Annotated in this window: 12 protein-coding genes; 1 reads left to right on the top strand and 11 read right to left on the bottom strand. The window is 41.9% G+C overall.

What is annotated here, in order from left to right; all coding sequences use genetic code 11:
- Positions 1-140 precede the first annotated feature (140 nt).
- From EYA81_RS15120 to EYA81_RS15070, 11 genes are read right to left on the bottom strand one after another with little or no spacing between them, the layout of a single operon-like run.
- Positions 141-1,697 (bottom strand): DUF4434 domain-containing protein, encoded by a 1,557-nt coding sequence (locus EYA81_RS15120; RefSeq protein WP_165491394.1) that lies wholly within the window; start codon positions 1,695-1,697, stop codon positions 141-143.
- Between the two features lie 25 nt (positions 1,698-1,722).
- Positions 1,723-2,733 (bottom strand): GRP family sugar transporter, encoded by a 1,011-nt coding sequence (locus tag EYA81_RS15115; protein ID WP_131225995.1) that lies wholly within the window; start codon positions 2,731-2,733, stop codon positions 1,723-1,725.
- A gap of 9 nt (positions 2,734-2,742) precedes the next feature.
- The gene (locus EYA81_RS15110) at positions 2,743-4,287 is read right to left on the bottom strand and encodes an ADP-ribosylglycohydrolase family protein (protein ID WP_117600983.1); all 1,545 of its coding nucleotides are present in this window, start codon (positions 4,285-4,287) and stop codon (positions 2,743-2,745) included.
- A 20-nt stretch (positions 4,288-4,307) separates the two neighbouring features.
- The gene (locus EYA81_RS15105; protein WP_131225992.1) at positions 4,308-6,488 is read right to left on the bottom strand and encodes a DUF4434 domain-containing protein; all 2,181 of its coding nucleotides are present in this window, start codon (positions 6,486-6,488) and stop codon (positions 4,308-4,310) included.
- Entirely contained in the window at positions 6,485-7,894 is a 1,410-nt protein-coding gene (locus EYA81_RS15100; protein WP_119961987.1) for a sialate O-acetylesterase, read from the bottom strand. The genes EYA81_RS15105 and EYA81_RS15100 overlap by 4 nt, the downstream gene beginning before the upstream one ends.
- Positions 7,895-7,901: 7 nt before the next feature.
- Entirely contained in the window at positions 7,902-8,966 is a 1,065-nt protein-coding gene (locus tag EYA81_RS15095; protein ID WP_117600973.1) for a DUF4434 domain-containing protein, read from the bottom strand.
- A 20-nt stretch (positions 8,967-8,986) separates the two neighbouring features.
- Positions 8,987-9,901, bottom strand: a complete 915-nt coding sequence (rbsK, locus tag EYA81_RS15090; protein ID WP_117600974.1) for a ribokinase — start codon at positions 9,899-9,901, stop codon at positions 8,987-8,989.
- 11 nt (positions 9,902-9,912) lie between these two features.
- Positions 9,913-11,085, bottom strand: a complete 1,173-nt coding sequence (locus tag EYA81_RS15085; RefSeq protein ID WP_117600975.1) for an AGE family epimerase/isomerase — start codon at positions 11,083-11,085, stop codon at positions 9,913-9,915.
- A 31-nt stretch (positions 11,086-11,116) separates the two neighbouring features.
- A complete protein-coding gene (locus EYA81_RS15080) occupies positions 11,117-12,520 on the bottom strand; it encodes a sugar porter family MFS transporter (protein WP_117600984.1) in 1,404 nt (467 codons plus the stop codon).
- Between the two features lie 6 nt (positions 12,521-12,526).
- Entirely contained in the window at positions 12,527-13,948 is a 1,422-nt protein-coding gene (locus EYA81_RS15075) for a calcineurin-like phosphoesterase family protein (RefSeq protein ID WP_131225990.1), read from the bottom strand.
- 1 nt (position 13,949) lies between these two features.
- A complete protein-coding gene (locus EYA81_RS15070; protein ID WP_131225988.1) occupies positions 13,950-15,029 on the bottom strand; it encodes a DUF4434 domain-containing protein in 1,080 nt (359 codons plus the stop codon).
- Positions 15,030-15,352: 323 nt separating this feature from the next.
- Here EYA81_RS15070 and EYA81_RS15065 point away from each other — a divergent pair, with 323 nt between their 5' ends.
- On the top strand, positions 15,353-16,555 hold the full coding sequence (locus tag EYA81_RS15065) for an ROK family transcriptional regulator (protein ID WP_117866658.1): 1,203 nt from the start codon (positions 15,353-15,355) through the stop codon (positions 16,553-16,555).
- Positions 16,556-16,657: the final 102 nt, after the last annotated feature.

Here is a 16,657-nt window from a genome sequence, read left to right as displayed (position 1 = left end):
ACGGCTCCATATAAACTAAACTCTAACAGCCCTAAACTACTTTAAAGACGGACAAACACATTAATACGATGGTACGAACTCACGCTTGGGCGGCTTCACTCCCCTATGATCCCCACGTAATAATCCCATTGCAATATCCTCTATCTGATTACTGGATTAATAAATATCTCATCCATATATACATTTTCCAAAGCATCAAAAGCAATCTTCACATAGCGCGCCCTTTCATCCAGATTCTCGAAGAACACCCCGTCAATCCAAGCATCATGCTTGTTGTTAGGAAAATACGGAGCATCCTTTATTGAAGCCAGATTATAAGTCTGGCCATCTTGAGAAGTGTAAACATAAACCTTCAAAGGAGCACCTATCTTTTCCTGATTATAGTTCAAAGTACGTACCAGCACCTTTCGAAGCGAAGTATTCTTTTGCAAATCAATCACTACCTCATGATGACCTTTTTCAAACCTTACCCAACGGCTGTCTCCACTATCCTCTTCGGCTACCCGACCATCTGCCAGTGCCTTCATGTCAGCCTTGCCAATCATTTCGGGGGTAGCAGAATTGCCCAATGCCTCAAGCAAAGCCGCTTCAAACAATTTCCAAAAAATGTCCCCTTCTTTCCATGCCATATAATTGTTGTACAAATCATTAGACCAAACCGGATGCCCCAATTGGTAGGAGGACTTCGGATCTTCAATAATTCCACCGAACATGAACGAAATAATCCTATCAACACCGGCTGCAGAAGCCGCTGCCTGCTGTGACAGCAAACGGGGATAAGCAGCCGGAATCAAAGCAGACTGGCGGTCATTGGTTCCTTCCTCCCAAGTAAAGGTCTCGCAGTTAGCCCACATCTCAATATTCAGACGGTTGTGTATATCGCGCATCCTTTGCCAGTTCTTTTTCAAACGAGGAAGGGTAAACTTGTCACGCACACATCCCACCTCATCTTGATAGGCAATGATATCCACTTTCAACTTTGCCATCTGCTTCTCAAAATCAGGATGGTCGAATTCAGACAAGCCAATCCCGTACGGAGATATCAAGGTCTTCTTTCCGGGAGTCAAGGACTTAGCCTTCTCTGTCAGTGTATTTACTGACTGCACAGCATGCTCTGCAAAAATGGGGCAAATACAATCTTCAACCGGAAGATACCAGCCATAGAAAGCCTTATGATTTTTATAGAGAGACGCAAGTTCTTCCATAATCTGAAGCTGGCGCTCCCTTATTGCCGGATCAAGCAGGTTGTCATCCTGGTCTTTTGCCCAACCCGTACTCATGAATACCTTCATATCATGTCTGGCCGCCTCGTCAAGAATCGCGTCAACGGGGCTTTGCAATTTATCATTATATACCCACGGCATCAACTTTGACGGATAATACGCTTTCCCTTCATTGGCAACCTCCATAAACACCAAATATTCAATCCCCATATTGGCCAATTCACGCACTTTAGCAGTCCATAATTTAGGATCCGTATTATCAAAATGTTGTGGATTAGTATACTTATTCCGTACGTCCTTGTAGGCCAAATTAATCCACGTACCTGTAATAGGCTGTATCACAGAAACCGATTTGACCATTTTTTCTTTTCGAGATTCGTCAGAGCCATTATTTCCTGCCCATACAGAAATTATTGGTAATGCAGCCAACAATCCCAACAGCCCCCACATTTTCATTTGTTTTTTTTGTCTCATAGTATATTATTTAAAAATAAAAAATTTAATTACCACCAGATACAATTATCAACCCCAAGCCTGAAAGGAAAAGTACCAGCATAAACGCAAGCAGCAAATTTATTGGCTTAGATGCGCCCTTGAATTCTTTCCAGATAAAAATCCCCCATAAGGCAGCAACCATAGTGGCACCTTGTCCCAAAGCATAGGAGACAGCCGCACCAGCTTTTCCCGCAGCAATATAACTACAAGCAGTCCCCAATGCCCAGATAGCCCCTCCCAGAATTCCAACCAGATGCGTCTTCATATTTCCACTGAAATAGTCACTATACGCCATCGGTTTGCCGACAAAGGGGTTCTTCATGACTAATGTATTGAAGAAGAAGTTGCTGACAAAAATACCCACTGCAAATACAAACAATGCTGAATAAGGAGTCATCATACCCGCAGTCGGCACTTCCAGGTTTTCTAAATCCATAGCAGCCGCTACAAAACGATAGAAAAATGCCATCAATATGCCTGCACACACGGCTATGATAATCCCCTTTTTCCTCATTGCCTGGTCTGTTCCTCCTTTAGCAACTTTACCGGAAGCCATACCATTAAAAATAATAGCAAGCACAATCAGAAATACTCCAGAAAACAACACAGTTGCATCGCCTTTAGGGACGCTAAAGTAATTTATAAATACTCCTAATACCAGAGCTAACCCAACGCCTACGGGGAAAGCGACAGACATACCGGCCAATGACATGGAAGAAGACAGCAAGATATTGGATGCATTAAAAATGACACCTCCCAGAAACGCACTCCAGAAGTTTGAAGCATCAACCTGAAGCATATCATTAACAAAAGCTCTACCGGCATCCCCCGTACTCCCCAAAGTAAATCCCCATATCAAAGAGAAAAGAAGAATACCAACAACATAATCCCAATAAAAAAGTTCATATCGCCAGGTTTTCGCTGCCAGCTTTTGGGTATTTCCCCAAGAGCCCCAGCAAAGCATTGTAACCCAACAAAGAGCTACTGCCAATCCATAATTTTCAACTATATACATTACGACTGATTATTTATAGGTTAATTGATTGGGCTGGCCGGAATAAATTACCGCCTCACCTAAATAAACTTGTGCGTCTTTACGAGGATTCAACCATTTTAAAACAACCGTGTGCGCCGCATCAGGCAACTGGTATCTATGAAACAAATCAACCCTCCTATCGTCTATAGAAGTAGATTTTGCAACGGGAAGGTTGGCTGTTTCTACCAAAGAACCATCCACATACATCGCAACACTCGCAATATACGATTCATCAGAACATTTCACATATCCTTTCAAAACAAATCCGTTACCATCAAACATGAACTCTGAAGAATCCTGCAACAAAAAGTTAACAGCCTTCTTCTCTACCGGATAATGGCCTTCAAAAGCTTTCTCATACTTTACAGCAACCGGCTGTTGCGTTTTAATAACAACCTGCTCTCCCTGAATAGAGCCTCCTTCCTGCTCTATCACCTCCAAAGCCAGTTTCAAACTTAACTCATAAAGCTTATTCAGCGAAACTTCCGTATAGGCAAATGGGGTGTCCTCTACTTCATAAAGACTTTCTTTCCATAATTCCGGAATATTACTATATCCAAGCATTGTACCCAATATGCCGGCAGCAGTAGCCGCATTGCAATCAGAATCTTGTCCGCAACGTGCCGAAACATCAATTGTCCGATAAAAATCTTTCTTGCCATAAAGCAGCCCTATGGTCACATAGGCACTATTTATCTTTGCATCAATATCAAACGGAACAAAAACACCATCGGGGCAACCCACTTCCGAAGTCCACTTCTTCTGACATTCAAACCAAGTCTGTTTCCAGTCATCAGGGTATTTCCGATACCAACCAATCACATCTTTTATACAAGCATAAAAATCACTTTGCTCGGGAATTGTATTCAATGCCTCTTCTACCACATACTCCATATCGTCTGAAACAAAAGCCATGGAATACAGAGCTCCTACATACACACCACCATACCAGCCGTCGCCATACGTAAAGATATGGCCGATTTTATCTGAAATTTCAGAAGCGGTATTAGGCATGCCCGGTGACATTAGACCTGCAAAATCGGCTTCTATCTGATAGTCAATATCATCTGCATGAGGATTATTCAACCAGTGTCCGGACATGGGGGGCATAATGCCTTGCTTAATATTATACTTCGCAACTTGGTTGGCATGCCACAAAGGAAATCCAGCATCAGCAAACGAAACGGCAAAAGAATCGGCCGGTGCCTCTAAGCCCAAACGGTCGAACACATTCACAAATACAATATCCACATATATATCATCATACAATCCCGGAAATGTATCATAATAATATTTCACCCTATCTTTGGACCATTTTATGGGAGTATAGTCTTGAATCATAGTACCATTATGCAAGAATTCAACCGGTCCTCCATAAGTACAGCCAATAGTTTTTGCCGCCCAACCACCTTTCACTTTATCAGCCAATTGTTTTTTAGTCATAGAGACTTCATCCTGCACAACTGAAGTGGAAGAACCGCAGCCTGCACATAGTACAACGAAAATCCAAATAATAAAAGTTACATTCTTCATATTTATCAATTTTATAGTTGTCATTCAGCCTTTACTTTAGCGGATTCTTTGCCAATCACATTATAAACAGCCACTTCATAAGCATTATCTATTGTTCCTTCTGCATCAACAAAAGTCCTCGGAAGTTGTCCGTCACGTATTTGCAATTTCATAATCAACTGACCATCACGATAGATACTGTATCCGTCAACCGCTTTCACCTCATCAGGTATCCAACTGACTTCGATTCCCTTAGCCACCTTTCGTACAGCGGCACTCTTCACTCTCTCAGGAATATCCATTATAGGCAAACATCCCGTCCGGCAATATTGAAGATATGCCTGATGATACGCCGGATTGACTACAAACGGGCTATTGTAATGATTGTATGCAAAACAAATCAGGTTGCCGACATAACCATTTACAATCTCCAGCTGTTTTTGAACCCTTTCCAAAGGAGCACTAGTCCAAAAGCGCTGATCGAATGTCTCTACATTTCCCCAAAACTTCAGTCCAGGTTTAGTGTTGACAGCCTTCTTCAAACTAGAGAACCATTCCCACAAATTATCCAAATTCAGTCCACCTGCACCCACACAATCCTGAGGAGCGAATATATCTCCCGGACGGAAGTCGGTTTGCGCAAAGACGTTCGTCCACATCTTGCCATATTCTTCAGCATTTCCACCCACCTTGTAATTCATAAACGGAGACAACATAAGAGGCATTCCCGGAGCAATCTCGGAAAGATGGTTCAAATTCATATTCAATGCCTCTGCTAAAATTGATTGACGTTCAGAAGTCATACAATTCAAGTTGTCCACCTCCCAAACCCAATACCAGCCATGCATGGCATCCGGATACTTTTCTTTATACAAGGCAACAAGCTCATCTGCCACCTTATTACCCACTTCCATTTGTTCCAGCAACCAGTGAGCATCATAATCCACTTTCCACCAGCGTTCATTAAAGTTTAATCCTACAAATACTTTAATGCCATTTTTTTGTGCACTTTGCAAACACTTTTCAAGCGTTCTGCTGCCTTGCTTCTTCTTCGTCAGAGCAGACGGATAATTTGTAGTTGTTTTCCCTTTTTCATCCACCAGCAATGCAGGTGCATAAATCAGGTACTTCATGCCAGCTTCTTTCAGCATATCCATTTCCTGATTCCAACGTTCGTCGTCCCAATTTGTCACCAAAAACTCTTGCACAAAGGAACCACTGAAACGAGGAATATTACTGCCCTTGTTTTTCTGCTCAAATTGATAATGAAAATAGGTCCCTTTCAAATCTCTTATATAAGTATCAAAAACAGATTCATTTTCATGCAAATTAATGACACGTACCCCCCGGCTAAGCGTTTCATTATAGGCGGAAGGATAACCTGTCTTCCGGCCATAGGCCAAAGTTATGTTGCCGTCTAAATCAACCATATAGTCATTATTATGGTCATGACCTACAAACACCCCAATAACATCCCTCTTTTCTATAAATGAGGAGTACAACCCGGTATTCACATTTGGAGCACAAACACCCTCCTGCTTCTCGCCAAACTCCCGGCATGTCCACCTTGCCGTTTCATGCTCAGGCAGAGGAATATGGAAGAAAGCCAAGGAAGGCAATATGCGCTTGTTACGAGCAGTAACCAGACTGCTACTTTTTCTATACCACTCTATCTGGTCATGCTTAATCCAATCATAATAGCCAAAAGAACGATCTTTGGTATTATTGTGAGAATCGAAGAAATAGAGTACCCATTTTTCGGATGCAGCATCAGAAGAACGGACGGTCAACATGCAGTTGCCAGAGCCAGAAAGTCCTTTTTCAGCATCATAAGTCAGGTTATAAGGCCGTGTACACAGATAGTCCAATATCTGGGCATTGTTCATATCCGTTTCTTCATCATGATTGCCAAAGGTCACGACAAAAGGAGTTTGGGTTTCCCAAAATATTTTGGTCAATTTCTCCCATCCTTTCTTAGCATTCCAAGAAACTACTACATCACCTGTAAGAACAACCAAATCCGGATCTTCTATACGAATAACTTCACGAATCAAATGACAAGTGCTGTCATTCTTCAATTTATAAGAATCACTCTCTACCCAATGCAGGTCTGTCAACTGAACAATCCTGAACTTCCCGTCACGAAACTTCAAATCAGAAGCTTGAGAAAAAGCAGAGAGGCAAATAAAACAACAAACTAAATATAATAAAGATTTTTTCATTTTTTACGATCTGTTCTAAATGGAGCCAAAGGCAATCCGTTACTATCAAATAAATCAGGCATAGCATCATTGGAAAAACAATAACGTACTCCTACCGGTTCCTTCACCTTATCGGCAATGACACTTATATCTCCATTCTTTAATATAGAAGCCTTAGCCGGATGCAAATTGCCCTCTTTATCCACGACCTCAAAATGGCGAATGGCCTTATCCCTGCAAGCAAGTTTGCCAATAGCAGTCGTTGTTACAATTACTTTACGACCATCTACTCTAAAGGATTTTAGCATAGGCGAATACGGTTGTATATCCTCTTTATGATAACTATTTTTCAAAGCCATATCAGCCAATCGTTCTCCTACTTGTCTCTTCAGACTCGGATGAATATCTGTCAGGTCGTTTACCAAATCCCCCACCACAACCATGCCGGTATTTCTTAATGTAGCAGCCACATCGGCTTGTTGTTCACGCAAATACGCAGCATTTTTATCTGCATAGCCACTCCAGGGAGCTATCTGGACAAAATAGAAAGGCAGATAATGATGGAAAGCATTACGCCAGCCCCTAATCATAGCATCAAACATTACTCCATAATCCTGATGCCTTTCATTGTTAGCTTCTCCCTGATACCATATAACCCCGGCAATAGTGTAGTTTATAATGGGATGGATCATCGCATTGTAAAGAGAAGAATTAGCAGTCGGTGCCCATCCGGCAGTCAATGCTTTAGTCTTTTCTTCCAGTTTCTCATGGCGCAACGTAAATTCGTCAATCCAAGGCTCGATGGCAGTGCCACCCCAATAAGACCCTATCAACCCGACAGGAAGATTGCCCAACCCTTCATTCAACTTTTTCCCAAAGCAAAAAGCCACTACGCTAAAGTCTTCTGCAGTTTCGGGGGAACAGATTTCCCACTTTCCCTGAATTCTCTCAACCGGATATGCGGAGGATGACTTAGCCACCTTGAAAAAACGAATCTTTTTATTGTCAAACAGTGTACTTCTATCGGTGATGTCATCCACACGCCACTTAAAGCAATACTCCATATTTGACTGACCGGAACAAAGCCAAGTCTCTCCCATCAGAATGTCTTTCACCTCTGCACAAAGTTTACCTTCCCAACCATAAAACTGAATGGTGTACGGTCCTTCAGCCTTGGGGGTGTTTACATAAGTTTCCCAATATTTATATTTATCAGAAGATACATGAACCGTGTCATTGGGAGCCCAGCTGCACACAATCTTCAAATCCCAAACACTGGGGCACCATCCCCAAAGCTTCACTTCGGCATCGCGTTGCATCACCGCATGATCACTTATTATAGATGGAAGGACAAAATCAGCAGGATCTTGTGCCGCCAATTTGGTAAATCCCAACAGAGAAACTAAAAAATATACAATTCTTTTCATATCCTATTCATTTAAAATTTTGCCTGTTATACCAATCCATATATTGATTATATAACCTTACCGTCTCTCCTCTCAAGCCGGCATGAGCCTTAGATCCGGGCTTATTCATGATCCCAAGATACTGGTAAACCAAAATTTTGTCCACGAAAGGTGAAATAGCTTCCATTTGATGGATGATCCTATTGTCAAAGTCTGCCGGAAGCAAACTGCCATGAGTGGTCTGTTCAAAGTAAAACAACTCCATGTCAGCCCATATTCTGGAACGTCCTGCCTTTTGATGCGCTCTCGACAAATTCTCGTAATAACGGGCAGAGTCTTCCAACCTGGTTGAACCGACTCCCACTCCATCCTGATAGGCCACGATTTCCACATTAAGTTGTTCAAGCTGCCTCACAAAATAATCATCACATTTTTCTTTCTTTATATTGTATGGAGCAATTATATTCACACAGTTAGCATTCAATGACTTGGCCACTTGCGCGCACTCATTGACATAAGGTATCACAAAATCGCAAAAATAGGGATCCAACCATGACTCATTAGGAAAATACCACCCATAAAAACTCTGGTGATGCCCATATTTCTTATAGATTTCTTCCATCGATTGATTCCTTTTCTTACCCAGTTCTCTATCTGTCATCATCCGATGAGCATCAAGATCTGGCCCCCAATAATCATTGCTCACGAAGAACTTCACACCAAACTCATCTGCCGCTGAAAGCACTGTTTCAATAGGATCCTCACAACCCATTTCAAACTTGGGAGCCAATTTCGTATCAAAAAAGGCTTTGCCGTGAGCAGCTACATTCATCATCACCAAATATTCCATACCGGTCTCACTGATTTCACGAATCTTTTCCCTCCATTGGGCAGCAGTAAACTGTCTTAAATCTTTGTCCCAATATACTCCTTCTTTGCCTCCCGGATGCTGAAATTCAAACCAAGAGCCGGAAATAGGCTTTATATTCGGATTGGCAGCCGCTTGCTTTAAAATATCCGCTTGAGCTACTCCCGGCAGAGCCAAACCAACTGCTCCCAAACCTAACATTGACAAAAAATGACGTCTATCCACAATATTCCTCTTTTAACAGATTAAACTAAATTATTTATATCCAACTCTTTCCGATAAGGGATAGATGATTGAGCGCCCATTCTTGTAACAGAAATAGAAGAAGCTTTTGATGCAAACAATACAGCTTGCTCCAAACTCATCCCTTCGGAAACACCCACGCAAACAGCTCCATTGAAAGTGTCTCCTGCAGCCGTAGTATCAACCGGAACCACTTTGCAAGCATCTATATAACAAGTTTTTTCTCCTTCTCTTACAAAGCTTCCTTCGCCACCTAAGGTTATTATTATATTTTTCACACCTTTCCGATACAAAACATCGGCCGCCACAGCCACGTCTTTTTTGCTGTTTATCTTGACTCCGGTCAGCATTTCAGCCTCTATCCGATTGGGAGTTATCATATATAGATGTTGGAACAAAGATTCCGGCAAAGAACAAGCAGGAGCAGGATTCAATACAACTTTCACTCCCTTTTCATAAGCCTTCTGTGCAGCATATTCTACAGTTGGAAGGGGAATTTCCAGTTGCATCAATAATACATCTCCAGTCAGCATCTCCTTCTCCATACTGTCAATGTCTCCTTGTCCAAGTGACATATTAGCCCCTGAAGCCACAACAATACAATTTTCCGCATGCTGGTCCACGCTTATCAACGCAACTCCGGATGGGGTCTCCTTATCCAAAGCAATATAGTTTGTTGCTATGCCTTCATTTTGAAAAACACGCAAGGCCTGCTGTCCCAAAATATCATCACCCAATTTCGCTACAAATAACAAGTCACCACCCAACCGCTTCACTGCAACCGCTTGATTTGCTCCTTTACCCCCCTGATTCATAAGAAACTTACCACCAAGGATAGTCTCTCCCGGTACTGGCAAATGAGAGGTATGCACTACCATATCTGTATTCGAACTGCCTACTACTATGATTTTGCTCATACAGATTCTATTTATGAATTTGCTATTTCCTCTAAAACGGTCCAACACTGATACAATCCTCTGGGAACATGGAAACATCCTTTCCATTTTCCACCTTTCAGCGGAAGCAAAACTTCACCTCTTCTATTCAGGTATCCAAACCATTCAGGATATTCGGTATCTTTAAAATGAGTCCATGTATAATCATGCACTTTATTAAACCACTCCAGACATTGCCGGTCGCCCGTCAAATGATACCCTTTCAATAGAGAAATCAGAGTCTCGATATGTACCCACCAAAGCTTCTGATCCCATTCCAATTGCTGAGGAGGACAACCTTTACGATCCATAAAATAATAAATGCCCCCGAACTCTTTATCCCATCCATAATCGAGCATAGTTAAAGTGGTATTTTTCGCCTTTTCTATCAAGTCCAAACGCCCCAAACGTTTCCCTAAATCCATGATAAACCACATGGCTTCAATTGCATGCCCGGGAGTAACCTGCCTTCCCTCGAACGAATCGGAAAGCTGTCCGTCCATTTGTATATTTTCAACAATAAGCCCCCCCAATTCCGGACGATAAAATTCTTCCATAACCTCATGGATACAGACTTCCATGGTCTTTTCCAGATAATCCGCATCCAGCAAATGTTCTATCTCCAAAGCCAAATTGCATAAAATCATCGGCAATGCAAAGTTCTTCAAGTCACGCGTACCTGTATGCAACTTATTCCAGTGCCCTTTAGGATTATCAACCTTCGACAAGATTATATCAAACGTTTTCTTGGCAATCTCCGCATACTCTTCATTGCCTGTAGCCAAGCTTAACTGTCCAAATGCCATCGTAGCAAACGTATATGAAAAAATATTATAAGGATCGACCAATGGATTTCCTTGTCTGTCCAATGAGAAATACCAGTTATAGTTACCATCGTGACCATACTTTTTCAAGAATTCTCCTCCTTGAATGGCGCAATCTAACCACTCTTGACGCTTCTCGACCTTATTATAAAGCATCGAAAACATCCACACCTCGCGTCCCTGCAACCAAATAAATTTATCCGTATCAAATACATTACCTTGACGATCCAAGCATGTAAAATATCCACCATATTCATGATCTTGAGAACATTCAAGCCAAAAAGGAAGAATATGATTCATCAGTTCATCCTTATACTGTGTTGCTAATTTTTTAAAGTCCATAATTTTTTATATTTTAGTTCATAAGGTCAATTTATTTCATACGTGTCCAATACCGTTCTATCTCTTCCAAAGATTTGCCAGTCGTTTCCGGTACAAGTTTCCATACAATGAGCATATAAGGCACACACATTGCAGCAAACAAGAAAAATGTTCCAGCGGGGGTAAGATTCTGGAGCATCCAAGGAGTCAACTGTCCAATCAAGTATGTTCCAATCCAAAGAGAAAATCCAGCTATGGACATAGCCAAACCACGTACTTTGGTAGGATACATTTCTGAAAGAAGCACAAATATCACTGCACAAATAGACACGGCACAACAAAACACATAAGACAAAAAGAAAACAAGCAGGAACAGGCTCGAAATGCCCCATGATTTTCCAGCAATAAAATAGAAGCCTATCAATACCAATGAAAGGATCATACCTGAAACGCCATAATACACCAGCTTCTTACGGCCTACTCTATCAATAATGACAAGAGCCAGCACAGTAGTCAAGGTATTGACCAGCCCCACCAACACTTGATATAACAAGGAATCACCACCCGAAAGGCCAGCCCCTTCAAATATAGAAGGACCGTAATACAAGACCGCATTCACACCCATGAACTGTCCCAGCATGGCAATGGCAACACCGATTATTACAGCCTTCAGAATACCGGGCTGCAACAACAACACCCATTCAGACCTGACCTCTGATACAATCACCGATTTGGTCTCGTTCATCTGGATCATAGCCTCCTCGCCCGAGTTGTAGATTCGTTGCAATATACGGAGGCCGCGTTCTTCCCTGCCCTTCAAGATCAACCAACGGGGACTTTCGGGAATGAAGAAAATAACGGCAAAGAACAAAAGTGCCGGCAATGTCTCCATACCCAACATGCCCCTCCACACCTCAGAAATAAAGAGCTTCTCAAACAGCCCCGTGCCAGAAGCCACATGACTTTCCGAGTACCCAAGCAATTGGAAATTCACCAGATAGGCGCCCAAAAAACCTACCGTGACAGCCAATTGATACAAAGAGACCAAACGGCCTCTGTATTGAGCCACGGAGACTTCCGATATATATAAGGGAGAGATGATAGAGACAACACCAATACCCACACCACCAATAATACGGTACAGAACCAACTCATCAAAATCCGTACAAACAGCACAACCTATAGCTGAAGTGGAAAACAGCACAGCGGAAAGAATCATCGTCAGTTTACGGCCAAACCGATCACTCAACACACCGGCCAAAAGCACACCAGCAATAGATCCTATCAATGCGCAACCGACATACCAGCCTTGCTGCAACGCATCCAAGTGAAAAAGTGCGGTCACCTGGGCAATGGTTCCTGAAATCACAGCAGTATCATAACCGAAAAGGAAACCTCCCAAGGCTGCAACAAAGGAAAGGAACACCAGATATCCGATATTTACATTTGTCTTCATCATTGTCTATAGCTTAACTTTATATACATTACCAAAACGATCTGTCACACACACTTCTATTAAAGCCTCACGATTCTTAGGAAGAGCACGGAACATGTGTTCTGTCCTTATCGGAGAAATCCAATCATACTCTACACGTTTCTTGTCCGAGCAAATGGCCTTCGCTTCCGGGTCAAAACCTGTGAAATGCTCCATTTCACCCATATATTTCCCGTCCTCATACCATTCCACCTTCCACTCTTCATCCCAATTCCAGACATTCGCAAGAATATACTCAGGATAATCCCTTGAAGCCCCCACCGGATAAGCCCTGAACTGATGTTCGATAGGATACCCCGCACTCTTATAACGCCAAGTCAGCTTGTTTCCGTCAACTTCATATACACCATAACCGCTGGGAGTGCCATCGGTACAGATATCAGCTTTCCAAAAAGTACCACATACAGCCGCAGTATTATGCTCCATCAGACTGTCATTGAATACAACATTACCGTTGTTATGGGTATGGCCAGTAAGCAAATGCGCCTCGTATCCTTTCAAAAGATCATACAAACTTGAAGCATTGCTGGTTTCATCAGGAAGCAGAGCATTAAATTCCAACTCCTTGGTAGAACTGGAGGGGATATGCATGGAAACAAACACCAAATGGTCTTTCGGAACAAAAGCCAAATCCTTCTCAATCCATTGCAAAGTACGCTCATCAATATAACCTATATAGCGATAATTCCTATTGATATAGTAACAGTTATCAAGCACGATATAATGGGCTTTTCCACGATTAAAGGAATAATAGATAGGACCGAAACACTCTTCATAGGTCTTATACGAATGTTCGTAGGAACGGACCCCATATTCCATATCATGATTTCCAATCACACGGTACATGGGGACATCCAACACGTCCGATGTCTGTTTATATGAAGGAAAAAGCGACAAGGCATTGCCTACAATATCACCACAGTCCAACACAAACAAATCATATTCTGAATGTCTGTTTATAAACTCCCTCATATCCTTCAGGTACTCCGCATAAGCCGCAACATCCTCGCCTTTTCCCAGCTGGACATCAGCCTGAACCAAGAAAAGATGTCTATCATCATTCCTTTGATTCTTGACCAAAGAAAAATCATATATAAAGGTCCCTTCTATAATATGCTGATAGAATAAAGGAAGGCTACCGTCCCGTTGAGGCAAATAGCCTGCAGGAGTAGTGACATATACAAAACGGGCGTCACGATGGTAAGGAATGGTATACTTGCCGGAAGCATCGGTCAAGACACAATCGAAACCGTTCGTTACTACCACATTCGCGACCCCATACCCCTGACATTTCACTTGTCCGGTTATAGCAAGTGGATTCTGTGCCATCATATTCAAGTGAACAACAGAAATAAAAAATACAAATAACAGTCTTGTCATGATCTCCATATTACTTTAGATTAAAAAAATCTTTATATCTATTATACAAGTGTCCTGCCTGTAAATATGCTGATTGAGGACTCATAAAATGAGAAAACTCAAAAGTGATGGCCTTGTCATAACCGGCTCGCTTGGCAGCCTCCAACTTCATCCGTAACTTGTCAAACTTGATAGGTAAAAAGTCAATGGGCATGTCACGATCAAAGGTTTCAGCGTTTGTCCAACATTTCATGCCATACTTATCAGCCAGTTTTTTGTTCACCGTAAAGAAAGCATCCAGTTCATCGTAATCGATATGTCCGTCCTGAAAAGCACAGGCGTCAACCACATCATGAATGCCATCGAAAATTTCATTCCACTCCCTTTCATGCTCCTGAACAGAAACCGCATCCTCCTTTGTCAACTTATCTGTACCCATCACGGCCTTTTTCCCGTCAATCCACGGAGAAATAAAAGTCGGCAAACCGCCGGAGACATCCTTGCATTGTTTGCCCATCGCATGAAAGGCATCAATGACACCCTTCGTCTTACGGCTTATCTCACCACTGATATACCATCCGCCGAAACTCTTGTACTTCTCACCGTACCTGCTCCACACCTCATCAATCACATACTTGTTATCCTCAACCTCCCACGAAAGGTCACCGGTATCCCAGTACTTGCCCGAATCATATAAACCAAAATAGAACTTCATGTGATATTTCCCCGCCAGACGAAGGAACATGTCCAACAAATCGACAGAAGGCATATAACACCCTTTACCCAGCAAATGCGCCGAAGGATAAGTAATGAATTTGCGATAACCCGACCGGATCATTATGACCGTGTCAATTCCAATACTCTGCATATACCGGAAATCCTGATCCCATTCCCTTTCCCCCCAATTCTGATGGGGAATATCATGGGATATCTCATCCAAGAACGTGCCGGTAATTTTAAGCGCATCGCCCATGGGGACCAGCATGGAAGAGGCAGACTCTTGAGAAAAGAAGTAATCCCCATCACTCTCCCGCCCCAACAATGAAGGGGCCATGAATGCAGACGCACCGAACAAAGCAGTCCTCTTTAAAAAATCCCTGCGTGTTTTCATTATTAATAAAATTAAGATCAACCATTATATATTAAACCTATCGAACAGATTTTTTAAGATAAAAAATCAATTATGTTTTTCATTGTTTAGATATTAATCGTTATTATTCAATTACTACGCTGCAAATATAGATATATTTATTATCTTTGCAAGAGTTAATAAAGTATTTAATTAATATATAACCTACAATTAATATACGTTAACACGCAATTACCAAATAATTTACATAATAACAAATTAAATACATAATATTTCCGAATAACAAACCCATATATATTAATATAATAAACAAAATAGAGCAAATAACATAAAAATACATACCTATGAAACAGAATTTATTAAAAGAAATGGAAACCGGGAGCAAGAATGCACTCTTAAAAAAAAGGATCATCACACATTATATATATAATGGGAGCTCCACTATTACCGACTTGGCCAAGGAACTCGATCTGAGTGTGCCCACAACCACCAAATTCATCAATGAAATGTGTGAGGACAACTATATAAACGACTATGGGAAACTGGAGACCAGTAGCGGCCGCCATCCAAGCCTATATGGACTCAATCCGGAATCAGGATACTTCATCGGAGTGGACATTAAGAAATTTGCCATAAACATCGGACTGATCAATTTCAAGGGGGATATGGTGGAAATCAGGATGAACATACCATACAAGTTCGAAAATACACAGGAAGCTTTGGAAGAACTGTGTGCACTCATCCGAAACTTCATAAAGGGAACAGAAATCAACGACAAGAAGATAATGAACATCTGCATCAACATCTCCGGAAGGGTAAATCCGGAATCAGGATATAGTTTCAGCATGTTCAACTTTTCAGAGCGTCCTTTGGCGGATGTATTGAATGAAAAAATAGGGTACCCGGTCTGCATAGACAACGACACAAGGGCCATGACCTATGGAGAGCATATGCAAGGATGCGTCAAAGGGGAAAAAGACATCATTTTTGTCAACATAAGCTGGGGACTCGGAATCGGCATCATCATAGACGGGAAGGTATACACGGGAAAATCTGGATTTTCCGGAGAATTCGGGCACGTCAATGTTTTCGACAATGAAATACTGTGCCACTGCGGCAAAAAAGGATGCCTAGAAACGGAAGCCTCAGGATCGGCACTGCACCGCATCCTGTTGGAAAGAATCGGTAGCGGAGAAAGTTCCATACTATCAAAACGGACTGCAGAAAATCCGCCCACCTTGGATGAAATCATCACCGCAGTCAATAAAGAGGACTTGCTATGCATTGAGATAGTGGAAGAAATAGGCCAAAAACTGGGAAGGCAAATAGCTGGATTAATAAGCATATTCAATCCGGAACTAGTAATAATCGGGGGTACATTATCATCAACAGGAGACTATATAGTGCAGCCAATCAAAACGGCAATAAGGAAATACTCATTGAATCTGGTCAACAAAGACGCCACGGTGACTGTTTCCAAGCTAAAAGACAAGGCTGGAGTAGTTGGGGCCTGCATGCTGGCACGGAGCAGAATGTTCGAAATTTAAGACGGCCATTGCCAGCATAATGGGATTGACAAAGAGCATACCAAGAACACAACTATCATATGCAAAAATATTGAAAAAGCAAGTCAGTAGTTGGTTACTGAT

Origin of the sequence: Bacteroides sp. A1C1 (assembly GCF_004328515.1) — a bacterium.
GTDB classification, from domain to species: domain Bacteria; phylum Bacteroidota; class Bacteroidia; order Bacteroidales; family Bacteroidaceae; genus Bacteroides; species Bacteroides uniformis.
The sequence above is the reverse complement of the archived record's forward strand: the minus strand, read 5'-3'. Positions and strand labels throughout refer to the sequence as shown.